This window comes from Candidatus Saccharibacteria bacterium (assembly GCA_016789455.1).
Taxonomy (GTDB): Bacteria; Patescibacteriota; Saccharimonadia; order Saccharimonadales; family Saccharimonadaceae; genus CAIJKY01.
The window spans coordinates 1,062,356-1,087,372 of record JAEUQU010000002.1 but is presented as its reverse complement, the minus strand read 5'-3'; the positions used below and the strand labels follow the sequence as shown (position 1 = coordinate 1,087,372).

Below are 25,017 nucleotides of genomic sequence, written 5' to 3'. Positions count from 1 at the left end.
CAAGGAAAGGTGCCATGAGACGACTGCGCTCTGCGCTGGTTGTCGTGCTTGTTGCCATCGGGTTCGCCCTTGGCACGTCGGGAGTCGCAGCTGCGGCCGAAGGCCACGACGCGTTCGGGAATCACTACGAGGACTGGAAGGGGGTGCGCTACACGCACTTCACCAATGACAACACGGCATCCATTGCGTGGGCAGGGGGTGCGCTGACGGTCGGTGCTGGGCTTGTCGGGCTTGTCGGACAAGCGGCGGCTGGCGTGATCGGTGTCGGCATCGGGTTCGCCGGGCACCGCGACGACATGTGTCTGACCGTGGCTACGCCGCTCAACCAGCCGACACGGGTGGTGCAGGGCCCTGGTGGCCGAACCATGCTGGCTCCCAAGTCGTGGTGGTGGTACCTAGAGGGTTGCTACAAGGGGTAAGGCGTGGGCAACGGAGGGAAATTCCTTCCGTTGCCCAACTACTGCTATTATTAGTCTGTAATGAACGAAGTAAGTATTTTTCTCACTGGCTTTGCAATCTTTGTAGTGCTGCTGACGATAGGTCACTTTATATTCAAGAGTAAACGCTTGGAGTGGTTGCTTGTCAGCCTTGGGTACTTGTTATTTGCGGCGTACATTTTTTTCTTTGACGAGCGGCACCCCGCATGGATTATGTGGGCAGTATTCAGTATCATCTCTTTTGCACTGGCATCTCGTCAGCCGTGGCGTTCTTCTGTTGCAAAGAAGAGACACTCTTAGCTAACGTGCACTTGAGTTTTGGATATAGAGTAGCCATTAGCATATCTGTACAATTATTAATAATGCCCACACCTCTGTTATAATGCACACGATGAAACAAGAGGCAACCACCATCCTGACCAACGCCGTCAAACAGCTGTTTGACAGTGCTGTCGTCCCCGAACTCAGCCGGCCCGATCCGCAGTTCGGTGATTTCGCAAGCAACGTAGCCATGCAGCTGACGCGCGAGCTGGGCCGTCCGCCGCGTCAGATTGCCGAGCAGCTCGCCGGCCACCTGCGCGAGCAGCCCTTCTTCACCGAAGTCTCGGTAGCTGGCCCCGGCTTTCTCAACCTGCGTGTCAACGACCAGGCGCTGGCCGGCCAGCTGGCCCGTCTGTCAGAGGTACCTCAACACTATGCCGGCAAGACGGTCGTTGCAGAATACTCAGACCCCAATCCGTTCAAGGTGCTGCACGCCGGTCATCTCTACACCACTCTGGTGGGAGACGTTATTGCCCGGCTGCATGAAGTGGCCGGTGCCACGGTGCAGCGGGTCAACTTCGGCGGTGACGTCGGTCTGCATGTCGGCAGGGCCATGTGGGGCATCATCCAGACGCTCGGTGGGGAACACCCCGAGAAACTACAGGATATCCCAGAGGCCGAACGCGCCGTCTGGGTGACCCGCCGCTACGTCGAAGGCACCGCCGCCTATGAAGAAAATGAGGCGGCCAAGGCCGAAATAATTGCCATTAATAAAAAAGTGTATGCACTATTTGAAAGTGGCGATCGCGATACTCCATTCGCACACATTTATTGGACCTGCCGCCAGTGGAGCTACGAAGGCTTTGAAAAGCTCTATGAACAACTACAGGTCTCGCCGTTCGCGCGCTACCTGCCAGAAAGCGAATGCGCCCCGGTCGGCGTCGACCTTGTGCATCGCGGCCTGGCCGAAGGTGTGCTGAGTGAATCCGACGGCGCTATCGTCTACAAAGGGGAAGAGCAGGGCTTACACACCCGCGTCTTCATGACCTCGGCTGGCATCCCTACCTATGAGGCCAAGGATCTTGGCCTGGCCGCCATCAAATGGCGCGATTACCAGTTCGATAAAGGTATCATCATCACCGCCAACGACATAGTTGAATACATGAAGGTGGTACTCAAAGTGCTTGGGCACTTCCATCCCGAAGTCGCCGAACGCAGCCTGCACATCACCCACGGCCTGATCAAGCTGCCAGGCGGCGTCAAGATGAGCAGCCGAAAGGGCAACGGCCTGCTGGCCCAGGATGTCTTGGACGCCGCCACTGAGGCCGGTTCCCAGATGAATGATGGCCGCGGCACGGACTACGACGTCATCCTTGGCGCCATCAAATATTCACTTTTGAAACAGCGCATCGGTGGCGACATAATTTATGATCCACAGGAATCGGTCAGCCTGGAAGGGAACTCCGGACCGTACCTGCAGTATGCTCACGCCCGGGCCTGCAGCATTCTTTCCAAACATGACGGCGAGCTCCCGGCTGTCTCTGCGCTGACGCTGGACGAAGAGGAGCGCATCCTAGCCCTCAAACTGACCGAATATGCCGAAGTCCTCGACCGCGCCATCGTCGAGCTGTTGCCGCACCTGATCTGCACCTATCTCTACGAGCTGACCCAGGCCTTCAACCGCTTCTACGAGAAGAGCCGGGTCATCGGAGATCCGCGCCAAGCCGAGCGGTTGGCGCTGGTCACGGTCTATGCAGATACTTTGCGCCGCGGCTTGCAGCTGCTCGGCATCACCGCGCCCGAGCGCCTGTAGCGGCACTATTTCACGTGAAATTTTTCACCGTCACGCCACTGGCAACGGTGTATAGTAAGTCTGAACAGAGGAGACTGTCATGTTAAAGATGACCGATGCCAAAAAAACCGAAGATAACGAAGAAGTGGAGACCAGCAAGGCGACCGGACCGCAGGTTAAGGCCGCTCTGGCGGGCAAGGCGATCGCCGGCGCCACCACTAATCAGCTGGCTGGCTTTGTCCAATTCGTCCGCGAAAAAGGCGTGGTCGGACTGGCCATCGGTCTGGCTATCGGTACGGCGGCCACAGGACTGGTAAATCAGATTGTCAGTTCGGTCATCACCCCGACTGTTGTCCTGATCCTGGGTGCGGACGGCCTCAAAGACCTGGTGATACCGGTTGCGTTCTGGGGCCGCAGCGCCGAGTACGACCTGGGCGCGCTGATCGATGCCCTTATAAAGTTCATCGCCCTTTCGGCGGTCATCTACTTCATCGTCCTTGGCCTTAAACTCGATAAGCTCGACAAAAAGAAAGAAGAGTAAGGCCATGCCCGCCATCCACAAGTCCGAGGATGAGTGGCGCCGCCAGCTGACACCCGAACAATTCGCTAGCCTGCGCCAGCGGGCTACCGAAGCACCGTTCACCGGCGAATATCTATATGAAAGCCGGCCGGGCATCTACGCCTGTGCGGCCTGTGGCAATATCTTGTTCGATGCCGGAACCAAGTTCCAAAGCCACTGTGGTTGGCCCACTTTTTATGATGCCCGCGACGGAGCGGTTGATTACCAGCATGACTTCAGCCACGGCATGCACCGCATCGATATCAGCGCGCCCGGTGCGCTGGCCATCTGGGTCATGTCTTCGAAGGGGAGGGGTACGACACGCCGACCGACCAGCGTTATTGCGTCAATTCGGCCAGCCTGGCATTCACCCCTGATGAAAATGCGCCGGCTGCCGATGAATCAGGTATACTATAAGCCATGACCAAACACGCCACCCTCCTATGGGTCGATCTGGAAATGACCGGCCTCGATCCTGCCAAAGACCGTATCCTTGAAGTCGCTGCCATCGCGACTGATTGGAATTTCACCGAATACGCCAGTTACGAAGCCATCATCCACCAGCCCGATACCGTGCTGGACAACATGGAAGAGTTCAGCCATAAGCAGCACGGCGCCTCCGGCCTGACTGAAGCCTGCCGGGCCAGCGGCACTACTGAGGAGCAGGCTGAAGCGGCACTGGTCGCTTTCGTCGACGCCCACTTCAAATCGGGCGAGCGCGTCATCCTGGCCGGCAACTCTATCCACCAGGACCGCCGCTTCATCCGTCAGTATTGGCCAACCCTGGATGCCAAGCTGCACTACCGCATGCTCGATGTCAGCGCCTGGAAGGTCGTCTTTGAGGGCAAGTTCCGGGCCGCCAAGTACGTCAAGCCGGAGAAGCACCGGGCGCTGGAAGACATCCGCGGCTCGATTGAGGAGCTGCAGCACTATATTGCCAAGGTAAAGCAGGGCTAAGCAGGGAGTATGCCGTACAGCTCCCGGGCCGTGTCGTCCCGTGAAAGAATGCGATCTTCAAAGCTGATAGCGGCAACGGCACTTTGACTGAAGTGTATGTCTAGCATGCGCCTGAGCACTGGACCGTCCTGCTCGGCGCGACCGGTTTCTTTGGCAATTTTATACATGGCTACTATCTGGTATAGGTCATTGACCGGAACCCAGAAGTCCTTAGGCGCCTCGCCGTCCGAACGGTAAACCCATGCATCAATCAGCCGTTGCCCATGCATAAAAGCCAGCAAGGCGCGACGGTTTCCGTCCATCACCTGCAGTCTGCCGTCCTGTTCGCGTACGATGATGGGGTAGGTATTCTGTTCGGCATCGGTGCTGTGAGATTCTACTATGCGACGATGCTCCGCTATAAGATCGGGTTTGTCTGACAGCGCCTTGCCTATATCTGCAAATGTCGTGCCCGGCCGGGCTTTTAGCCCAGGGAGTTGTTGTAACTGATCGAATGGCGATGACATGCCGATGTCCGCCACTACGAGCTGCTCGCGTCGCCAATGGTAGTTGCCGGCCGTGAGAAGTGTTACGAATTTTGGTTTCAGCTTTACGCTTTCCATCATGGCTGCAAAGATGTTCCAGAAGTCGCGCAGCTCCATTTCGTCCAAATGATACTCAGAGGGACGCTGCGCCCAGCCGGTCACGGCAATATCGAGCTGTCCTCGGTTCTCTGGCGACAGCTCGGGAAATAGCTTGCGAAGTTCCTTTTGCAATATTTGCTGCGCCAGTGCTACACGGGACGGTTCATAGAGGTGATCGGGGTAAATGCGTTCTCGATTCATATATGTTATAATAACACTCGTTTACGGGCTCGTCGTCCGTCTCGAGTAATTATGCACAAAGAATTCGAAACTTTCATCTTCAGCCTGCCAGATACCTGGCTCGATTATCCGTTCGGCAAAGACGCCGCCGTCTACAAGTACGGCCGCGACGACGAGGGGAAGGGCAAGCTCTTCGTCATCATCGCCGAAGATTCCGACCCGCTGCGCATCAGCATGAAGTGCGACCCGCAGCTGGCCCTGACCCTGCGTGAGCGCTACGAGACAGTACTGCCGGGTTACCACCTCAACAAGAAGCACTGGAACACTATCATCTGCAGCGGCCAGCTGAGCAATGATGAGATCCGTGACCTTATCAGGCACTCCTACGAGCTGGTCAAAGCATCATAAGCGGTCAGATATGAAAAGAGACGCTCTCGGGCGTCTCTTTTTTGACGGGTGGCGCTATCGTTCGGTGCCTGATTCCTGCGCGGCATCTTCCTCGGCCGGCTCTTCGGCTGGTGTCTCGTCCAGCGCGACGAAGCCTTTGTAGGCGGCTTCGATCTGTTCGGAGATACCGCTGAACAGCTCCTTGCCCTTGGCGCCGGTCTTGGTGGAGAGGACGGTGGCCTCTTCGTACATAGAGGCCAGCTCCATGGTCATCAGTTCGCGGTAGGTCCGCTCGTAGGTGTTGCTGAGGCGGGATTCCTGCAGGCTGGTCTCAATCTCGGCCAACGTCTTGGCCTGGGCGGCCACGCGTGCGCCCTCGGGGTCGGCCTTGCCCCAGCGCGAAGCGATATAGCTGCCGATCTGGGTGGCGGAACCGCCAAGCAATACCTTCATGTTGGTGTTCTCGTTCTCGAGCCGCTCGTCATTGATCCAGCGGTCCTGATCGTCCGCCAGGTCGGCGATGCCCTGCAGCCGCGCCTGGTAGGCGGCGACGCGGCCCGGCGTCCTGTCCTTGAGGCTGTCGAGCGTCAGCGGCAGCCCGATGAACAGCACGAGGAACACCGCGAGCCCGATAAAAATGCCTTTTTTGTTGTTTTTTACGATTTCTGTGAATTTTTCTGGTGACATATCTGTAGTATAGCACCCGCCGGCACCCCTAGTAGTCTATAATCAGGGTATGGATGCCAAAGAAGAAGTTCGCGCACGCCTCAACATTGTGGACGTGATAGGTGAATATGTCACGCTGCAGAGGGCGGGGCGCAGTTATCGCGGCCTCAGTCCTTTTACGCAGGAAAAGACGCCGAGCTTCTTCGTCAGTCCCGACAAACAGATATGGCACTGTTTCAGCACCAACAAGGGCGGTGACATCTTCGCCTTCGTCATGGAGGTGGAAGGTGTCGATTTTAAGGAAGCGCTGTCTATGCTGGCCCGCAAGGCCGGCGTCGAGCTGACCGATTACCAGAAGGGTGATGGTGCTGCTGCCCGCCGCCGTGAACGCCTCTACGGCCTGATCGCCCTGGCCACCCGATATTTCCAGCAGGCCATGATCCAAAGCAAAGTTGCGCAGGATTATATCTTTGAACGGCGGCGTTTGAGCAAGGAAGTTGTCCAGAATTTCGCCCTTGGGTATGCCCCTGACAACCACACCGGCCTGACCCGCCTGCTGATGCAGCGCGGCTACAGCGAGCGCGAACTGGTGGATGCCGGCCTCAGTACCCGCCGCCGCTCCGGCCTGGGCGACCTCTTCCGCGGCCGCATGATGGTGCCGCTGCGCGATCCGCAGGGCAGGACGATCGGCTTCACCGGCCGGTTGATTGATGAATCCATCAAGGCGCCCAAATACCTAAATACTCCGGCCACGCCGCTCTATGACAAAAGCCACCATGTCTTCGGTCTGGAGCTGGCCAAAGAGCCGATCCGGCGCAGTGATTACGCGGTCGTCGTCGAAGGCAACCTCGATGTCGTCAGCAGCCACCAGGCCGGTGTCGGGCAGGTAGTGGCTACTGCCGGCACGGCCATGACCGAGCACCACCTCAAGACCATTGCCCGTTTCAGCCGCAACATCCGCCTCTGTTTTGATGGTGACAAGGCCGGTATCGCTGCTACCGAGCGCGTCATCCCGCTGGGCAAGACGGCCGGTGTCAGTTTGAGTGTCATCGTGCTGCCGGAAGGCGCCAAGGATCCGGACGAGCTGATCCAGGCCCAGGGCGTCGATGCCTGGCTTGCGGCGATAGCACAGACGCGTGACGCAGTGGAGTGGGTGATTGATGAGTATGTCCGCCGCAGCGATCCGGCAACGGCCGCCGGCAAGGCTGCCATCTCCTCGCAGGCCCTGGCGCTGATCCGTCAGGTTGACGATCCGGTGCAGGTCCAGCATTACGTTGATTACCTGGCAGGGAAGCTCTCAATCCCGACGGCACCGCTGCTCGCCAAACTGGCCCGCCTGGCGTCCGATACGTCGCCCGCCGCCCGCGCCGGCGCCCAGCCTGCACGGCCAGCCGAACAGAAGACTATCAAGGCCAAGCCTGCCGGCCGCGACCCCTTTGCCCGGGAAGACACCTTCCTGGCTATCAACGCCATGCTGCCCGCCGCCCGTGAGAGCCTGCTTCACGTGAAAAGTGAGGATCTGCACGAGGGGCGCCGCCAGCAGCTTCACGACGTGCTCAGCACCCTCGGCCAGCAACCGTTCACCCCTGATATGTTGCGTGAGAACGAAACCTATGGCAAAATAATACTGTTACAAGCGGAAGAACGCTATGGTGGCCAGCAGTGGGACGCACAGAGCCTTTATGAAGAAGCACTGCAATTAGCCAGCCTTATCAATGCCGAGACAATCAAAATGAAACTCCAAAACATCCGCGAGCAGATGCAGCAGGCTTATGAAGCAGGTGATGAGGCGTCACGGACGCAGCTTGCCTTGCAGTACCAGCAGTTGCAGCAACGGCTCGTCAGATTGAAGTAGTCTAGAAGAGTAATGAGAAAGAGGTTTTGAAGATGGCGAAAAAAACTAAGGACGCACCCCGGACTGACGCACCAGCCGGCGACAACGCCGCCGACCAGCCGCACGTCCAGCAGTTGCCGGCCGACGACGCCGCCCAGGTGGATGACTTTGTGGCTGACATCAGCGACGACTCGCTCGGCACCATCGAGCCGCTCGAAGGTATCGAGCCGATCGAGGACGACCTGGCCGAAGTCGACGAAGAGGAATGGAGTGAAGAGGACGCCCTGGCCAACACCAGCTACCTCGATGACATCTCCGATGACTCCGTCCGCCTCTACCTGCGCGAAATCGGTAAGATTCCGCTGCTGACCCCGCAGGAAGAACTCGACCTGGCCTACAAGGTCAAGGAAGGTGACAAGGACGCCAAAGACAAGATGGCTGAGGCCAACATGCGCCTGGTCGTCTCTATCGCCAAGCGCTACAGCGGCCGCGGCCTCGATTTCCTCGACCTGATCCAGGAAGGCAACACCGGCCTGTTGCGCGCCGTCGAGAAGTTCGACCCGGACAAGGGCTTTAAGTTTTCCACGTACGCTACCTGGTGGATCCGCCAGGCCATCACCCGTGCCATCGCCGACCAGGCCCGCGTCATCCGTATTCCGGTCCACATGGTGGAGACCATCAACAAGTTGCTGCGCACCCAGCGCCGCCTGACGCAGGAGCTGAACCGCGAACCGACCAACGAAGAAATCGCCGCCGCCATGGAGATCGAAGTCGACAAGGTCGAGTACGTCATGAAGATCAAGCAGGACATCTCCAGCCTTGACGCCACCGTCGGTAACGACGACGAAGACTCGGTGCTGGGTGACTTCATCGAGGACGAAGATGCCGAAAACCCCGAGGAATCAGCCACCAAGCAGCTGCTGCGCGAGCAGGTCCAAGGCATCCTGGGTGCGTTGACCGAGCGCGAGCAGAAGATTCTCAAGATGCGCTTCGGCCTGGAAGACGGCAAGAGCCACACGCTCGAAGAAGTGGGGCAGGAGTTCTCCGTCACCCGTGAGCGCATCCGCCAGATCGAGGCGAAGGCCTTGGCCAAGCTGCGTAAGCACAAGGACGCTCGCAAGCTGTACGAATATCTGAAATAGCCGGCCTGTAAAATATGTGGTACTATACTCTTTCTAGATAGAGTATGGACAAGAGCGACACCGCAGCACACCCCGAAAAGACGGAGGCCGTACTGGCCGGCCGCGAAGCCGACCCCGTAAGCCGGCAGTTCATGGGCGGTATGGCTGCGGCGTTGACTGCCGAGATGGTGAACAGTGAGGAGCATGACGCTGACGAATCCGCTGAGTCTGTGGTGGTACAAGAAAGGCTTTCGCTTCCCGATGTCAGTCATATTGATGAGGCGGAACTGACCGAGCGGTACGGCTATGGAATCAGGGCGCGGGTAGGAGCAGAAAGGCTACACCTGAGCAATGACGAGCAGATTGCACTTATCCTCATAGCACAGCAGGGAAGCCAGTCAGAGTCAGACCGGCGGAGCGATATGGCGCGCGCCATCTTGCTGTCATCCCTTCTGCCATTCGTCGAGGCGACCGCACAGACTATGCTCGGGCCGCAATATGGCTACCGTTCCGAAGTGTGGGCCAATGCCGTCTCTGACGCTATGCATCGACTGGACGGAACCATCAGCACCCTGGATATGGCGGGCAGGTACGCTGATTTTACCTTTCGGGCATGGTCACTGCGCATCATCAGGCGTGCGGTCATTGATGCTATCCGCGACAGGCGCCGTGGCGAAAAGTACGGGTACGGCTACGGTGGCGATATAGCAGAGGGTACGACCGGGCAGGTAACATTTTCTGATCCTGAACGGCAGGTTATTGCCCGTGAAGAGCTGGCGAGGTTGACTGTACTGGTCGCACAGCTGCCGGATGAGCTACGGGAGATTATCAGACTGGTCGGCCATGAGGGCATGACTTACGCGGAAGCTGCCGCTGTCACAGGGGTGAAAGAGGGCACCCTCAGGGGCAGATTCCACCGGGCGGTCCATCGTTTGAGGGCAGCGTTGGAGAGCGGCGAGCCGATTCGCCGGCTGCGTGACGAGCCGGGCGCGGAGGTGCTATCCGCGGATGAGCACCAGAAGTCTCCATTCGCACCATCAGCCGCCGAAGTCGGTGCCGTCCCGCCAGAAGCACCTGTGGCCGCTCCACTCAAGAAGAAAGCCGCCGGCCCGGCCTTCAAGACACCTCCGGAGCGCTTCGTGGGCCCTGAACGCCCCGGCAGGCCGTTCATCCGCTTTATAGACGACGGTACTATTCAGAGCGGTATTCCGGAGAACGGCGAGGCCATCCGTACCATCCGCCTTGATGAGCTCGACGACAAGGGTGATGCCGGTATCGCCGTCCTGGTACTTAACGCCTTGATGCGGCTTGCGCCTGACGAAACCATGAGTGATTCCCAATTAAAGCAGCTTGTCAGTGCCAGGCGGCGGCGGACGATGATGGAGGTTGTCGAGCGGCTACAGAAGGTGTGTCCAGCCCTGCGGCAGACCCCGATAGTCATGAGCCGGCGCCACAAATATACCCATGTCTGGTCGTTGCATCCCGCGACGGTCATCACTGACCTGCGATCGGCTACTCGGTAACCGGCTTGTGAATACCCAACTGGGCTAGTAGCGCTGCAAGCTGGTTCCGCAGATCCGCCTGGTCCAGACTGTTGACGATAGTGAAGTCGGCGTAGGCGATCGGGCCGCCTTTTTCCAGGTGTTCAATCTCGTTGATATCGCGGGCCCGCACCTGTTCGTAGGTGTAGCGGCGGTGTCCGTCCTTCCGTTCGACGACGCGGCGGTGACGCTCGGCGCGGGCGGCGGCCAGCGCGATGGTAATCAGGCGGTCGCCATACTTCTCATCAAGATATTTGAACTCGCTCCAGCTATAAAGGCCGTCAAAGACGACCACGGCGTGGCCTTCAGCAAAATAGTCCTCAGCCTTCCGGGCGCTGCGCATGGCCAGGGTGGCCGGACCTTCCTTGGCGCGCATGTCCTCGCGGACGAACTTTTCGTCCTCCACGTTATCAAGGCCGCGGCGCTGGACTTCCTCATACACCATGGAGCCGAAATGGACGACCGGAAAGTGGTACTCGGCCTCTAAGAAATCGGTGCAGGTACCCTTGCCGGAGCCGGGCATGCCGACGAAGGCGAGGATGATGGGCGGCTCAGGTGATAAAGGTTTCATATGGCAACACTATACCATACTTGTATGCTATACATATTGCAGTTTTGTGTTATAAAAAGTAACAATGCGGCGCTAGACATAATGGACGCCAAGAAAGTTGTGCAAGGAATGGAGAACGGGAAATTGCCTGATGCCGGGCGGCCTTATGAAACAGCGGTATTGGCTCGTGCCCTCCGGCACTACTTGGACGTCTCTGGAGATGAAGCTGACGCGCCACTGGCGGATTCGCCGCAAACTGACGATACGCTTGATTTTTCGGACGAACAATTGGCGGAAGCCTACAGCGGCCTGGACGCTCGCCAGCGCCAAATCCTAGAGTACTGCGCGATCAGGTTCAGGACGGTGCGTGAAGCAGGCGTGGAGCTTGGCGTGAGTGCTGCCACGGTCAGCCGACGTGCAAAGCTTGCCAGGCTGGCGCTGCAGCAGGCTCTTGGCATCCCCGTGCAGGCACCGGTGGCATACTTCGACCGGTTGTCCTTTATCCATGAGCTTGACGAGTGGGACTTTGATCGCCTGTTACAGACGTTTGGCCACGATGAATGGCGTCTGGCGCCCACCGGCGACCAGGCGTTGTTGGCCGAAAATGACTATCCTTTACTCTTGCGCGTCGCATGGCACGGCCGCACAGAGGCTTTGGCGGCGGAAGAGCGCGATGATGACGCCGCAACCGCCCTGCACAGGCGCCGGGCGGAGTATGCCGAGCGTATATTGTTGGCGGCTTGGCGTCCGGCAGTGTCGACTTTCATTGAACCGGAAGACCGGGAGTCGAGTGATATTGAGTTGATTGAAGCAGATGCCTTGGAGTATCTTTCATCTGCCATACGACGCTATGATCCTCACAATGAACGCTACGACAAGGACCACCTCAAGCGTATACGCCAAGGTCTCCGTGAAAGGGTGCGCTACATGGTCCGGTCGCTCCGGCACCCCGAGGTAGTATCGCGGAATCCGGCACTGCTTGCTGATATGGTGCTATCACCTGGTACTGAAGACGCGCTCATCGACCGTATCGACGGCGACAAACGGCTGATTGTGTTGCTGAAAGGACTGACCGCCCAGGAGGTCGCGACACTAGTGTTGACCGGCATGGAGGGCATGACCGCTCCACAGGCCGCCGCATACATGAGGTGGCATGGCATATGGCCTGATGCCACACCTCTGGGACTGCGTAATGCCAAGTGGAGCGCTCGCAAAAAAATCAAACGCCGCGCCCTTCGGGGCGTCGGCACATCGCGCGTTGCAGCCACTGAAAATAAGACTCCTGAACAGGTGGCACCGGAGGCTCTCACTATCTCTGACCGCCAGCAAGTGATGCGCCGGCGGATGGGCTTGGCCGCCTTTGAATTGGCTGCTGGTGCTATCGACGGCCTGCCGACTACCACCGAACTGCGTGATCGTTTCGGGGATGCCGCCGTCAGTCCGGCCACGTCGCCGCCAAGGTTGTCGGAAGATGATGTAATGATGCTGCTGGCAGTGAACCGGCAAAGCCGTGCTTCTTTGGCGACCCTGCTTTCAGAGGACGAGAATGGCAATGGCATCGCCAAACGATACTATGCCCAGCGCTCGGCATATGCCGAAAACCTGCTGTGCGGGCATTACCTGCCGCGTCTCCGGCGGGTGGCACGCAGTGGTGTGTCTGATGAGATTACGGGCAGCGGTGGCGTGCTGGTTGATGGCGAGATGACCGAAGCGCTTATAAGGGCAGTGCGTACGTATGATCCACTCCGCGCCGGTCAAGCAAGTAATTTTACGGCGTACCTGGTAAAAATATTTCGTAATAAGGAAGCCGACGCGTATAGAGCGGTAAAAAGGCGGGGAGTGACAGTGGTTGACATGGCAACCCAATCATTACCTGCAAGCTCGTCCTTTATACCCGAAAAAACCGTAGTGGCAGATCAGCTCAGTCCCTGGCTTGTCCAGGCGCTGCAGAGTCTGCCGGTGATGCAGCGGACGCTCATCGTCCTTACTGAGCTGGACGGCTTAAGTTATGAGGAGGCTGCGATCGAACTGCACCGGCTCGGCCTGTCAAAAAACCTTCCGACGCCCGGAACATTGCGCGTTACCAAGCACCGTGCACTGTCGAAACTACGCGGCCTGGGCGGGGCGCCTGCTACAGATGCCTGATACAATAGGGGATATGCCTACCACTTATTCCAAACGTCTGGTCATCATCGACGGCAAATCAGTCTTTTACCGTGGTTATTACGCCATGCCGAATCTCGCTACTAAGGATGGCACGCCCACCGGCGGCGTCTACGGCTTTGCCGTCATGGCTATGGAGATCGTCCGCAAGCTCAAGCCGGACTATGTCTGCGTCGCTTGGGACAAGCCCAAGACCAACATCCGCGCCCGCAAAGAGCTGTATCCCGAGTACAAGGCTAACCGCAAGCCGGCGCCACCTGATTTTTATGAACAGGTGCCCATCCTGCATGAGTTGCTGGATACGCTTGGCTGGCCGCTTTACGAGCTTGACGACTACGAGGCCGACGACATCATGGGTGCCTTCGCCAAGCAGGCCGGCGCCCGTGGCATTGAGAGCTATCTGGTCACCAGTGACCTTGACGTGCTGCAGCTGGTCAACGAACATACTCATATCTACACCTTGAAAAAGGGCTTTTCTAACATCGAGTTGTTCAACGTCGAGTCATTTGAGGCCAAGTACGGCGTCGGTGCCCATCAGTGGATCGACGTCAAAGCGCTCAAGGGTGACTCAAGTGATAATATTCCGGGTGTCGCCGGCGTCGGGGAGAAGACCGCACTGGAACTCATCAAGAAATACGACACACTCGAAGGTGTCTATGAACACCTTGATGAATTAAAGCCGGCCCTGCAGGCCAAGCTGGAGCGCGACCGCGACATGGCCTTCCTCAGCAAAAAACTGGTGACGTTGATCGTCGACCTACCGCTCGACATGGACTTTGATAAGTGTCTGCAGCCCGACGGCCTGACGCCCGAGCTGGTGCAACTGTTCAAGCGTCTGGAATTCCGGGCCCTGTTGCGCCAGGTGGAGGCGCACGTTCCCGTCGAAGCGGTGGAGGCAGCCGAAGCGCCGGCCGAGCCGATTGAAAAGGCTGCACGCGTACCTTTCCGAATACAGGACTTTGAAAAAGGCGAGACTCGCATAATGCAGTTGGCTAACAATCATCTTTTGGTTAGTGCAAAGCCAGGTGCCTACAGTGCACTAAGTCTCGATGGCTTGGCAAAAGACGACTTCAACAGTAATTTAATGGCTGTACAGAACGGCCCGGTTATTGGTCATGACCTAAAGACATGCTTCCGTGAACTACTGGCGCGCAATATATCAATTCCCGCCGAAGTCGGCCACGACACCCGCATAGCTGCCTTTTTAATCGACGCCCTTCAGCGCTCCCGCGAACTCAGCGACCTGGCCGGCCAAGCCATCGAGCCGACTGACGGCGGGGCAGTCATCGCCGCCATCTGGAAACTCTACCAGGAGCAGACCGCCCAACTGGTAGAAGCACCCAAGCTGCGCAGTCTGGCCCATGACATGGAATTCCCCATGATTCCGCTGCTCTCGCGCATCGAGCACCGCGGCATCCACCTCGACAGCGCCGCCCTGGCCGACATGAGCCAGCAGTTCGCCGTCCGCATCGAAGAGTTTGAACAAAAGATTTATGAACTGGCCGGCCAGACCTTCAACATCGGCTCACCCTCGCAACTGGGCACAATCTTGTTTGAGAAGATGGGTCTGCCCACCCTGGGGATAAAACGTGGAAAAACCGGGTATTCCACCGGTGCCAAGGAGTTGGATAAGCTGCGCGGCCTCCACCCCATCGCCGACCTCATCACCACCTGGCGTGAATACACCAAGCTCAAGGGCACCTACATCGACGCCTTGCCCAAGCTGGTGGATGAGCACGGCAAGCTGCACACCACCTTCGCGCTTGATGTGGCCGCTACCGGCCGCCTCAGCTCACATGATCCCAACCTGCAGAACATTCCCACCCGCACGGAATTGGGGCAGGCCATCCGCCGCGCCTTCGTGCCGGCGCCCGGTCATGTCTTTGTCAGCGCCGACTACAGCCAGTTCGAACTGCGCCTGGCCGCCGTCCTGGCCGATGACAAGCAGATGATCGAAGACTTCAACAACGACATCGACATTCATACCGCCACCGCCGCCCAGGTGTATGGCGTGCCGCTTGAAGAGGTGACCAAGGACATGCGCCGCCACGCCAAGACCGTCAACTTCGGCGTGCTCTACGGCATGAGCCCGCACGGCCTAAGCGTGGCTACCGGCATGACGCGTGACGAAGCCAAGGCCTTCATCGACGCCTACTTCGAGCTGCGCGCCCCGGTACGCCAGTACATCGACCGCACCGTCGCCGAGGCGCTGGAGCGCGGCTATGTAGAGACGATCTTCGGCCGCCGCCGCCCGACGCCGGACCTTAAGTCCAGCAACTTCGTAGTGCGCGAGGCTGCCAAGCGCGCCGCCGCCAACATGCCCATCCAAGGCACCGAAGCTGATTTAATGAAATTAGCAATGCTGGAAGTGGAGCAAAAGCTTGAAGGCCTCGGCGAACAGGTCCTGCAGATACACGACTCGATCCTGGTGGAAGCACCCCGTGCCAACGCCCAGCAGGTCGCCACCGTCCTGCGCGAGACCATGGAGAACATCTACAAGCTGCCGGTCAAGCTCAAGGTTGATGTCTCGACCGGTGACAACTGGGGCGAGCTCTAGCAGGTGGCCGGTACCCGTCCGCCCATTCAGGCCATCATCTTCGATTTCTATGGCGTCATCCGGCCCAACACCGTCTCGCCGGCCGATCTGGCCAAGCGGGACGGCCTCGGCAAAGACCGGGAACTGCTCAGCTTCATCGCCTCGCTGCGCCCGCGCTACCGCACCGGGCTGCTCAGCAACAGTGATACCGGCCTGCTGGCCTATTACTTCCGGCAGGGCGAAGCAGGGGAGTACTTTGACGCCACCGCCATCTCCGGCGAAACCGGCCATGCAAAGCCCGCGCCAGAAGCCTTCACCGCCATCGCCGCCCAGCTTGGCGTGCCGCCTGTGCAGTGCCTGATGGTCGACGACATCGGGGAGTATTGCGAGGCCGCCCGCGCCACCGGCATGCAGGCCATCCGCTACACTTCATTAATTTCATTAAAAACCTCACTCGCTTCATTAAATGTAACAGCATAAAGGACAACACAATGCAGATACCCGTCATCAACCGCTCCAAGCACCCCCTCCCCGAATACAAGACCGCCCACGCCGCCGCCATCGACATCACCGCCAGTCTCGATGAGCCCGTCACTCTCGGGTCGCTGCAGCGCGCCACCATCCCCACCGGCCTCTACATGGCCATCCCTGCCGGCTACGAACTGCAGATCCGTCCCCGCAGCGGCTTGGCCGCCAACCACGGCCTGAGCATCATGAACGCCCCCGGCACCATCGATGCCGACTACCGCGGCGAGCTGATGATCATCCTGGTCAACCTCAGTCCGGATCCATATACCGTCCAGGACGGCGACCGCATTGCCCAAGCCGTCATCGGCCCCTGTGAGCGCATTGAGTGGCAGCTCACCGACCAGCTGGACGATACCGAGCGGGGAAGCGGCCGTTTTGGCAGCACCGGCCGCTAGACGCGACGTCCTATAGCGCTACAATATTCCCATCTCATTGATTTTTAAGCAATTTTGTGCTATAATGTTTATATTAGCTATAATATAAACAAGCATGAAAACTCCCGAGCTCCACAGCCGCCACGCTTCTCCGCACGAAGCCCTTACCATCGGGGCTAATTCACTGCACCTCACCCGACGCCAGGAGCATTTTGCCCAGCGCCACGCAGAGATGGCTGACCTGGCGGAGCACCTTTGGGAGCATGGCGACCGCCGACTGGGTGGCGTCGCCGTCGACCAGGCCCTGCGCGAGGCGGGCGAGCCTGAACCATACGTCGGCCGTCATCGCCTTGAAAATGCCACGCTCAACCAGGTTGAGGGCATGGAGTCGATGTACGACCAGGCCGCTAAAAAGAGTGCAGAACAATTGGAACACGTCATGAAGACCGAGCGCGAAAAGCTGGCGGACCTTGATGATACCCGCCGCAGTCGTCTCGAGGGCAACCTGCACCCGGACCGCGTCAAGCTGCCGCGCAAGCTTCGCCGCGAACAACGCCGCAGCAAGACGAGTATGGCCGAATGGCTCGCCACCGAGGCAAGCCCCGAGGCCTTTTTAACGGTTGTCGCCGCCAGTATCGAAGCTGCCCGCAGCTACACCAAGAGCCGCGAATTCAAGAAGTTTGGCAAGAAGGAGCGTAAACGGTTTGACCGTGGCTTGAAGGAGGCGGTCAAGCGCGGCACACTGCACCCCGACCTCCTGGCCGCCGCCGATGCCACCGCAGATCAGGTCCGCCTCCATTCGGCCAGTGCCCTGGATGAGCTGCACCTCAAGGGCAACAGAGGATATGCCTTGCGCCCAAGCAATACCAACGTGCTGACGAGGGAGGCTGGCAAAGGGACGGTCGCCCATGAGCGACTCCATCTTATCGGCAGCCTCTATGCGCATATGATTGACGAGCCCGTGACCGAAAAGCTGAACGGCCTGATACGCGAAACGGAACCCGATTCATACCCAGTCGAGATTGAAATGCTCGACGATATCTGCACCATGGCCGACATCGACGACTATGAGCTTTCGCAGTTGTACGCACACAAAACCGGAGACACCCCATATGAGAGCGGCGCCGCCAACCTGGAAGCCTTTAAAGCGCGTGTCAAAAAAAGCGTTGGTTGGGATGTGGTCGGCTGGGCGATCAAATACAAGGATCATTACGAAGAACGTCTCGGCGAAACGGGTGCCCGCGCCGCTGCCGCCATGGCCGTCCGCACTGCTAAAATGATGAGGGACGGTGCGACTGAAACCGAGATTGACGATGCCTGTAATAAGCTTGACATAGACAATAAGGTGCCCGAACTGTCCCGGCGCATCATCCAGATGGATATCATCGATTCCATGCGCCAGCCATCAATAACCGACACCGCCGAAAGTGAGGACCATGCCCGAGCTGCCTGAGGTAGAGACCGTCCGCCGGGGATTGTCCCGGCTCGTCATTGGCAAGACTGTTGCCCGTGAGACCCATGACTGGGCCAAGGGCTTTTTGGCGGCTGAGGCCGATGTCGCTAATTTCTTGATCAACGCCATTATTACCGATGTCCGGCGCCGCGCCAAAGTGCTGATGATCGATCTGAGCACTGAGTACACCCTGGTGGTTCATCTGAAGATGACCGGTCAGCTGGTGTTCGTCGGGGCGGATGCGGAACGCTTCGGGGCAGGGCACCCCAATGACAGCCTGATCGGGCAGCTGCCGGACCGCAGCACACGCGTCAGCCTGCACTTTACCGATGGGAGCACCTTGTTTTTCAACGACCAGCGCAAGTTCGGCTGGATGCGCCTGATGCCGACCCTCGAAGTGCCGAACATAGATTTTATGCAGAAGGTGGGGCCGGAGCCGCTTGCTGACGATTTTACGCCCGAGCAGTTTACCCAGCGCCTGCGCCGCCGTGCCAACACCAGCATCAAGGCGGCTTTGCTGGACCAGACGGTGGTGGCGGGCATCGGTAATATCTATGCCGATGAATCGCTGTGGGGAGCGCGTATCCACCCGGTCACTTTGGTTAAAAATACATCGGACAGTTCGTTAACCCTGTTATTTAATGAAATGCGCGCCGTCCTGCTGCTCTCCATTGAGAAAGGCGGCTCCACCGACCGCAACTACGTCAACGCCGAGGGGAAGCGGGGCAGTTATATCGATTTTGCCCGCGTCTTCCGGCGCGAAGGCCAGCCCTGCCCGCGCTGCGGCACCACTATCGAGAAGAGCCGGGTCGCCGGACGCGGCACGCATGTTTGTCCGCATTGCCAAAAACAGCAATAGATTGTAGTCTAACTCCTTAGATAAGGAGGACGAGCGCCAGTGCGACGAAATGCCGAAGCAGCAGAGATGACAGTGACCCGGTGGGAACGAACGAAACGGTGGGGTGGCCGCAGTGCGGCCGTATTGGCCGTGACGGCCCTCGCGGCCTGCAGCAGTAGCACCGGTACCGGCGCGGCACCTGCGCCGCCGCCACAGACGGCGGCCAGCGCCGAGGCCGGCGGCCCCTCTGTGCCTTCCGGGCTGCCCGCCTGCGACTTTGATACCGATGGCAGGGGAGAGTTGCTGACACCCGGCGAGGCGTTCCTGGTACTGCAGGGTACGGCACGGGACCCGGCCACGAATGAGGTTTTTGTGCGCCCTTCACTGACCCGTACCTCCCTGAGTCATGTGTTGGCGATATATAATTCGATCAATGAAGCCGACCCGGCGGGCCGCACCATGCAGGCGACCGTCCTGGACCAGGCTCCACACGCACTGGCCTGGACGCCGGATGCGGCGCTCCAACCCGACGAGTGCGGCGTGACCGGCGTCGTCGCAGAAGGCAGGCGCACTCTGGATGAGGAGATGCCGGTACCGGTGCGGGTAGTCGTCTTCCGCGGCGTCGGCCGCGTGGCGGTGAGGGCTGGTGACGTTGCCGCCGAGGTGCCATACCCGTCATCGTCACCCGATCCGGCCACGGTGCAGCAGGACGAGGTGGCGCGGACGCCTGATGTCAAAGCTGCTTACCTCATTGGCGAAGCGGCCTAAACTGCCTATACTGACAAGGTGATAACTCTTTATTCCGGCACGAACGGCTATGCTATCCGCCAGGCGGTCAAAGACCTGGCCGATGATGCGTTGCAGCGGTATGGCCCGCACGGTGTCGAGCGTTATGACGGCGAAGCGGTCGAGCCGGCCCGGCTGCTTGACATCCTGCAGGGCGCCAGCCTGTTCGCGGCCGAAAAGCTGGTCATCCTGCGCGATGCTGGGCGCAACAAGCCGCTCTGGGAGGCCCTGGGCGACCGTCTGGAGCAACTGCCGGACGGTGTCGATGTCTGCCTGGTGGAGACGGCGCCCGATAAGCGCACCCGTACCTTCAAGTTGTTGCAAAAACTTGGAACAGTTAATGAACTGAATGAAATGACCGAGGCACAGGCGGTCAACTGGGTAACGGCCGAGGCAGACAAGCGGGGAGTGAAACTGGCCGGCGTCGTGGCCCGCGGCCTGGTCCACCTGGCCGGACCGGATCAGTGGCGGTTGAGCAATGAGCTTGATAAGCTGATTGCCTATAGCGCCCGTCATGACCCCGATGGCACCATCGACGAAGCGGCCGTCAAGCGGCTGGTCGAGCCGACGCCGCAGGCCAATGTCTTCGCCCTGCTCGATGCTGCACTTAACCGCCAGCCTGCTGCCTTGGCGCCGCTGCTGCAATCTGCCCGCACCACCGAGGATCCGTACCGCCTGATCGGCCTGCTGTCTTCGCAGGTGCTGCAGCTGGCGGCGCTGGTCTACGGCCGCGGCAAGACGCCGGATGTCATCGCCAAAGATATGAAAGTGCATCCATATCCGCTGAAGAAGATGCAGCCCCTGGCGCGCCGTACCAGCCCGGCTGAGATGGCTGCCATTGCCGCCGATATCGCCGACCTCGATAATGACACCAAATCGACCGGCCTCGAGCCCTGGCTGCTGTTGGAGCGCACACTCATCAAAATAGCCAGTCGCTAGGACTGGCTATTGCTGAGATGTGCGCGGCGGACAGAGGCCCGCATTGCTGCGCCGACGGCTGGCCGGTGACTACTTGGCGTCTTTGGCGGCGGTCTTCTTGGCAGCCGGCTTCTTGGCCGGAGCCTTGGCGGCGGTTTCCTTTTTTGGAGCAGCCGCTTTCTTTGGTGCGGCTTTCTTGGCGGCTGGCTCTGCAGCTGCGGTCTTCTTGGCTGGCTTTTCGGCGGCAGCGCCACCGAGGCTCAGGCCGGCAGCCTTGGCGTTCTTGGCCAGGACGGCCTTGCGGCGGGCAGCGGTGTTCTTTTTGAGCAGGCCCTTCTTGACGGCGGTGTCAATCTCGGACTGGGCGGCCGACAGGTTGGCGGCACTTGGGGCGGATACCAGGTTCTTGACGGCGGCCTTGATGTCACGCTTCAGGCTGACATTACGGGCGCGGCGCTTTGCGGTCTGGCGCATACGCTTGATAGCGGATTTGATGATTGGCATAGAGTCTCTTTGTCCTTCTCACACGTTAAAATTAAAGCTTATATGAACTTCAAGGGAATACTATAACTGATATAGCGCTCTCTGTAAAGTGTGAGGCCGGAGAAGCGGGCTTAGTTGTGTTTCTGCAAAGTATATGTTATAATAATAAATACACCCTCACGGTTCAAGGTGCTGTTCAGCATACCCACTCCGACACAAGGGAGCCAACCATGGCACGCAGTGCGCCCAGGAAGCGCAAGTACGGCAGTAAGGTAAGCGGTGGCAACCACCACTATCACATCCCGGAGCTCGAAAAGCTGCTGAAGGAACTGGAGCGCTGGGAAGAGATAACTGCCATCAGGCTCGGACCCTTCAAGCAGCTGAGCCGCGTGGGGCGGCGCAATAAGCGCCTCAAAGTGGCCGGCGCCCAGGTTTCTACCCCTGATGGTGGCGTCAAAGACGCGCCGTCGCTCTCGGCGGCGGAAGACGTCTACGTCGCCGCTGCCAAGGGCAGCGCCCCGCGCCGTCGTGGCGGTGGCGGCCTCAATTTCCGGGCCACCCGGATGGCCATGAAGGGGGAAATCGAAACCGGCATCCTCTGCCAGCTCCGCGCCGGTACGATCTCCCAGGAGATTACGCTCCACGGGCCCGACCTGGATAAGCTCAAACAACGCCTGAGACAGGCAGGGTACGGCGGCGATTGGTAGCCGTGCCCGTACTGGCATCCATGCCCTCATCCGCGTCGATGGAAACGTCCGCGGAGGGGGCGTTTTCATGTCCATAAGCGATTTGCAATTTCCAAAATTCTTATGATACAATGCAAAAAATACCTTTAAACAAACAGAGTAAAGAGAGAGACTCCATGGACGGCGGCCAGCAAGCGAAACAGCAGATTGTCGATAAGTTGAAAAACACGACCAACATATTGGTGACGGTCAGCACCAATCCCTCGGTCGATGAGTTGACGGCGGCCTTGGCGCTGACCCTGATGCTCAATAAGATGAAGAAGACGGCCACGGCGGTCTTCAGCGGCACGATGCCGCCGGCTATCCAGTTTTTGGAGCCGCAGAAGACCTTCGAAGGGACGGTTGATAGTCTGCGCGATTTCATCGTCGCCCTGGACAAGCAGAAGGCCGGCCGTATCAAGTACAAGGTCGATGGCAACATGGTGCGCATTTTCATCACCCCGTACCGCACCGTCATCACCCAGAAGGACCTGGAGTTCAGCCAGGGTGACTTCAATGTCGAGACCATCGTCGCCCTCGGTGTCGAGCGCCGCGAAGAGATTGATAAGGCCATCTCGGCCCACGGCCGCATCCTGCATGATGCCACGGTCATCACCATCAGTGCCAAGCACGAAGGCAATAATCTGGGTTCTATCGACTGGCAGGAGGGCAATGTCTCCAGCCTGAGCGAGATGCTGATGAGCCTGAGCGAAGCGCTGCAGCCCGGCATTCTTGACCAGCAGATCGCCACGGCGCTGTTGACTGGTATCGTCGCTGCCACCGGCCGCTTCAGCAATCAGAAGACCTCGCCGCGCGTCATGACCATGGCCGCCCAGCTGATGGCCGCCGGTGCCAACCAGCAGTTGATCGCCTCCAAACTGCAGGAGCGCCCCGCGCAGTCTGCCAAGCCGGCCGGCCCGGGCCGCCCCGACCAGAAGTCTGATAAGGAAGATGCTACCGTTGTCCAGCTGCGTGATGAGAAGGGCCAGGATCAGTCCGGGCGTAATAAGAATACTGCTGCACCTGGCAAGAACCAGGCCGGGCAGGGCAAGCCGGCTGCTGCTGACAAGCCTGCCGACGCCGCCGCACCGGCACCCGCACCCGCGGCACCGCCGGAACCACCCAAAAAGAAACCGAACCCGAACGGTGAGCTTGAAATCAGCCACGAGGATGCCGCCGCTATCGCTGCGTTGCCACCGGCCTTCCAGGCTGCCGCCGTGCCGCGCGGTACCGCTGACGAATACGGGCTCGACCCCGATACCCTGGCCGAGAAGCGCCGCCAGGAAGCCATCAACAAGGCGGAGGCCGAGCTGGCCACCTTGCCGCCGGTTGATGACCAGCAGATCCCCAGCGCTGAACAGATTGAGAATGACATTGAAGCCGAGGAAGGCGCCGATGCCGGCCAGCTGACCGATGAGCAGGTAGAGGCTGAGCCGCAGGCGGAAGAGCAGTCCGCGCCACAGCCCGGGCCGGCCGTCGAGATACCGGCCGACGATGCGCCGGTTGATAATCGGGCTGATGCGCCGGTTGATGCGTCGGCCGAGTTCACGGCTGCCGAAGCCGACACCGCCGAGCCATACGCCGAACCGACGACGGAGCAGGCCCAGCCCTACGCCGACACACCCCAGCCGGCACCGGCGGCCGAGGAGCCTGCTGCTGCTGACGACACCACCGCTGTGTCTGATGACAGCCAGGAGACCGCGCCAAATTTTACCCAGGCCGGACCGGAGCCTGAAGCCGGCCCTGAGTCCGGTCAGGCATTCACTCAAGAGTCCGGCGACACGGCAATAGCCGAACCCGCAGACCAGGGCGGTGACCAGGCGGAGTTGCCGCCGGTCGCGCCGATAATGACGCCCGGACCAGAGCAGAAAGAGGGTAAGTCCGGCCGTAAGCGCAGGCGTCGCAACAATAAGGACGGTGAGCAGTATGATGATGCCGTCATTCCGACGCCGCCGACCTTCATTCCCACGCCTGAGATTCCTATCGAGGCGCCACAACCGGCGGCCTTAGCCGAGCCCGTGCAGGTGGACGTGCCAGCACCACAACCGGAGTCGATTATTGAGCCGGTGCCCGAGCCTGCCGCTGAAGCTATCCAGGAGCCGGTAGTGGAAGCACAGCCAGAGCCTGAACCAGAACCTGAGCCTGAACCAGCACCTATAGCAGACCCCGCGCCGCAGCAGCCCGTTCCGGCACCCGCGCCGGCCCCGGCTCCTGCCCTTGATTTCGATAACGTACCGCGTTCCGAACCTAAGATTGAGAAGCCGCACAGCTCCATCCCGGCCGAACAGCCGTCCTGGATGTCACGCGACCTGATGAACGAGCCATCGCTTGGCGGCTCATTAAGCGCCACCGTCCAGCAGGCCGCCGAAGATAAGGCTCGCGAGGCGGAAGAGGCCAGCCGCCGCAACCACACCATCCTGAGCCACAATGATGGCGGCGAAAGCCGGCCGGTCGCGCCGGTATCACTGCCCGAGCCGAATCCTGTCGCACCGGCAGAGGGCAGGGTAGAGCCGGAGCAGCCATCGGTCGCTGACAGCCTGGTCAGTCCGAGCGTCGATGTGACGGCACCGCTGCCGCTGCCGCCACTACCGCCGCCACCACCGGCTTCAGACGTTGCCAGTCCGTTGAGTGATAGCATCAGCGAAGCCAGCCCCAGTCTTGATGCGGCTCGCCAGGCCTTGGAAGAAGCCCTGGAACAACCCGCGCCTGTCATAGCGCCACTGCCGCCGCCGGCACCGTCTGCCGACCCGTTGGCCGCCTTGCCGCCGGTCGACCCGGCAGCCGCTGCGCTGCCGCCGGTACCAGTCGCAGAACTGCCGGCTGATGTCGCACCGCCGTACGAGCCATTGGCTCCACTGGCACCGCTGCCCGCGCCATCCTTCGACACACCGGCCACCAGTGACCTGCCCGCAGATTACGAAGCCACACCGCTGCCGCCACCGCCACCGCCGGCCATGCCGCCCGCACCGGCTATGATGGACATGCCGGCACCTTCGGTCGTGCCGCCGTTGCCAGATCCGGCCGTACAGCCGCCTCTGGCGCCGCTGCCCGACCCGATGGCGCCGCCGCTGCCAGCCGGCCTGCCGCCACTGCCGGGCGCACCGGCCTTCGGTTCGCCGCTGCCAGCCGCCCCGGACCTTGGGGTGCCACCAGCCTTGCCGCAGGATATGCCGCCGCTGACGCCGCCGATGCCGGCACCAGCACCGGCCGCGCCACCAAGCCCTGGTCAATACCGCATCCCTGGACAGTAGCCCCTTAGCAGCAAACCGCCCCGTGTCTGACGGGGCGGTTGTAGTGCCGGGGAG

At 59.8% G+C, this 25,017-nt stretch carries 23 protein-coding genes and 1 pseudogene; 20 read left to right on the top strand and 4 right to left on the bottom strand.

Features of this window, described 5'->3' with window-relative positions; all coding sequences use genetic code 11:
• Positions 1-14 precede the first annotated feature (14 nt).
• The 6 genes and pseudogenes from JNJ66_06815 to orn all read left to right on the top strand — a co-directional run bounded on the left by JNJ66_06815 (position 15) and on the right by orn (position 4,006).
• Complete coding sequence (locus JNJ66_06815; GenBank protein ID MBL8160139.1) at positions 15-419, top strand: hypothetical protein; 405 nt, start codon at positions 15-17, stop codon at positions 417-419.
• 60 nt (positions 420-479) lie between these two features.
• Positions 480-737, top strand: a complete 258-nt coding sequence (locus JNJ66_06810; GenBank protein ID MBL8160138.1) for a hypothetical protein — start codon at positions 480-482, stop codon at positions 735-737.
• A gap of 91 nt (positions 738-828) precedes the next feature.
• Positions 829-2,511, top strand: coding sequence for an arginine--tRNA ligase (gene argS / locus JNJ66_06805; protein ID MBL8160137.1), 1,683 nt, complete (start codon positions 829-831; stop codon positions 2,509-2,511).
• A gap of 79 nt (positions 2,512-2,590) precedes the next feature.
• Positions 2,591-3,031, top strand: a complete 441-nt coding sequence (locus JNJ66_06800) for an MscL family protein (GenBank protein ID MBL8160136.1) — start codon at positions 2,591-2,593, stop codon at positions 3,029-3,031.
• A 4-nt stretch (positions 3,032-3,035) separates the two neighbouring features.
• Positions 3,036-3,466 (top strand): annotated as a pseudogene (gene msrB, locus JNJ66_06795) (peptide-methionine (R)-S-oxide reductase MsrB).
• 3 nt (positions 3,467-3,469) lie between these two features.
• The gene (gene orn / locus JNJ66_06790) at positions 3,470-4,006 is read left to right on the top strand and encodes an oligoribonuclease (protein MBL8160135.1); all 537 of its coding nucleotides are present in this window, start codon (positions 3,470-3,472) and stop codon (positions 4,004-4,006) included.
• Here orn and JNJ66_06785 read toward each other — a convergent pair.
• Positions 4,003-4,830, bottom strand: coding sequence for a hypothetical protein (locus tag JNJ66_06785; GenBank protein MBL8160134.1), 828 nt, complete (start codon positions 4,828-4,830; stop codon positions 4,003-4,005). The two genes, orn and JNJ66_06785, sit on opposite strands and share 4 nt — an antisense overlap.
• A 51-nt stretch (positions 4,831-4,881) precedes the next feature.
• On the opposite strand from JNJ66_06785, the gene JNJ66_06780 reads away from it, so the two are divergent.
• On the top strand, positions 4,882-5,217 hold the full coding sequence (locus JNJ66_06780) for an MmcQ/YjbR family DNA-binding protein (GenBank protein MBL8160133.1): 336 nt from the start codon (positions 4,882-4,884) through the stop codon (positions 5,215-5,217).
• 54 nt (positions 5,218-5,271) lie between these two features.
• Here JNJ66_06780 and JNJ66_06775 read toward each other — a convergent pair whose 3' ends face one another.
• Positions 5,272-5,883, bottom strand: coding sequence for a hypothetical protein (locus tag JNJ66_06775; GenBank protein ID MBL8160132.1), 612 nt, complete (start codon positions 5,881-5,883; stop codon positions 5,272-5,274).
• A 49-nt stretch (positions 5,884-5,932) separates the two neighbouring features.
• Here JNJ66_06775 and dnaG point away from each other — a divergent pair, with 49 nt between their 5' ends.
• The 3 genes from dnaG to JNJ66_06760 are packed head-to-tail and all read left to right on the top strand — an operon-like array spanning position 5,933 to position 10,340.
• A complete protein-coding gene (gene dnaG, locus JNJ66_06770; protein ID MBL8160131.1) occupies positions 5,933-7,717 on the top strand; it encodes a DNA primase in 1,785 nt (594 codons plus the stop codon).
• A gap of 32 nt (positions 7,718-7,749) precedes the next feature.
• Positions 7,750-8,838 (top strand): RNA polymerase sigma factor RpoD, encoded by a 1,089-nt coding sequence (rpoD, locus tag JNJ66_06765; protein ID MBL8160130.1) that lies wholly within the window; start codon positions 7,750-7,752, stop codon positions 8,836-8,838.
• Positions 8,839-8,882: 44 nt separating this feature from the next.
• The gene (locus JNJ66_06760) at positions 8,883-10,340 is read left to right on the top strand and encodes a sigma-70 family RNA polymerase sigma factor (GenBank protein ID MBL8160129.1); all 1,458 of its coding nucleotides are present in this window, start codon (positions 8,883-8,885) and stop codon (positions 10,338-10,340) included.
• Here the strand turns inward: JNJ66_06760 and JNJ66_06755 are convergent.
• Complete coding sequence (locus tag JNJ66_06755; GenBank protein MBL8160128.1) at positions 10,330-10,929, bottom strand: AAA family ATPase; 600 nt, start codon at positions 10,927-10,929, stop codon at positions 10,330-10,332. The genes JNJ66_06760 and JNJ66_06755 overlap by 11 nt on opposite strands.
• A gap of 159 nt (positions 10,930-11,088) precedes the next feature.
• Here JNJ66_06755 and JNJ66_06750 point away from each other — a divergent pair, with 159 nt between their 5' ends.
• The 8 genes from JNJ66_06750 to holA all read left to right on the top strand — a co-directional run bounded on the left by JNJ66_06750 (position 11,089) and on the right by holA (position 20,525).
• On the top strand, positions 11,089-13,053 hold the full coding sequence (locus JNJ66_06750) for a sigma-70 family RNA polymerase sigma factor (protein MBL8160127.1): 1,965 nt from the start codon (positions 11,089-11,091) through the stop codon (positions 13,051-13,053).
• A 13-nt stretch (positions 13,054-13,066) separates the two neighbouring features.
• The gene (gene polA / locus JNJ66_06745; GenBank protein MBL8160126.1) at positions 13,067-15,628 is read left to right on the top strand and encodes a DNA polymerase I; all 2,562 of its coding nucleotides are present in this window, start codon (positions 13,067-13,069) and stop codon (positions 15,626-15,628) included.
• Positions 15,629-15,631: 3 nt separating this feature from the next.
• Positions 15,632-16,087 carry an HAD-IA family hydrolase gene (locus JNJ66_06740; protein ID MBL8160125.1) on the top strand — a complete coding sequence of 152 codons (456 nt, stop codon included), beginning with the start codon at positions 15,632-15,634 and terminating at the stop codon, positions 16,085-16,087.
• Positions 16,088-16,098: 11 nt separating this feature from the next.
• Entirely contained in the window at positions 16,099-16,530 is a 432-nt protein-coding gene (dut, locus tag JNJ66_06735; protein ID MBL8160124.1) for a dUTP diphosphatase, read from the top strand.
• 94 nt (positions 16,531-16,624) lie between these two features.
• Positions 16,625-17,962 (top strand): hypothetical protein, encoded by a 1,338-nt coding sequence (locus tag JNJ66_06730; protein MBL8160123.1) that lies wholly within the window; start codon positions 16,625-16,627, stop codon positions 17,960-17,962.
• Positions 17,946-18,821: a bifunctional DNA-formamidopyrimidine glycosylase/DNA-(apurinic or apyrimidinic site) lyase gene (gene mutM, locus JNJ66_06725; protein MBL8160122.1), complete on the top strand. Its 876-nt coding sequence runs from the start codon at positions 17,946-17,948 to the stop codon at positions 18,819-18,821. Before JNJ66_06730 ends, mutM begins: the two co-directional genes overlap by 17 nt.
• A gap of 39 nt (positions 18,822-18,860) precedes the next feature.
• Positions 18,861-19,568 (top strand): hypothetical protein, encoded by a 708-nt coding sequence (locus JNJ66_06720; GenBank protein MBL8160121.1) that lies wholly within the window; start codon positions 18,861-18,863, stop codon positions 19,566-19,568.
• An 18-nt stretch (positions 19,569-19,586) separates the two neighbouring features.
• A complete protein-coding gene (gene holA / locus JNJ66_06715) occupies positions 19,587-20,525 on the top strand; it encodes a DNA polymerase III subunit delta (protein ID MBL8160120.1) in 939 nt (312 codons plus the stop codon).
• Positions 20,526-20,594: 69 nt separating this feature from the next.
• On the opposite strand, the gene rpsT is transcribed toward holA, so the two are convergent.
• On the bottom strand, positions 20,595-21,008 hold the full coding sequence (gene rpsT, locus JNJ66_06710; GenBank protein ID MBL8160119.1) for a 30S ribosomal protein S20: 414 nt from the start codon (positions 21,006-21,008) through the stop codon (positions 20,595-20,597).
• A gap of 209 nt (positions 21,009-21,217) precedes the next feature.
• Between rpsT and JNJ66_06705 the strand changes: the two genes are divergently transcribed.
• Positions 21,218-21,694: a hypothetical protein gene (locus tag JNJ66_06705; GenBank protein ID MBL8160118.1), complete on the top strand. Its 477-nt coding sequence runs from the start codon at positions 21,218-21,220 to the stop codon at positions 21,692-21,694.
• 155 nt (positions 21,695-21,849) lie between these two features.
• Positions 21,850-24,963 carry a hypothetical protein gene (locus JNJ66_06700; GenBank protein ID MBL8160117.1) on the top strand — a complete coding sequence of 1,038 codons (3,114 nt, stop codon included), beginning with the start codon at positions 21,850-21,852 and terminating at the stop codon, positions 24,961-24,963.
• The last annotated feature ends 54 nt before the right edge of the window (positions 24,964-25,017 follow it).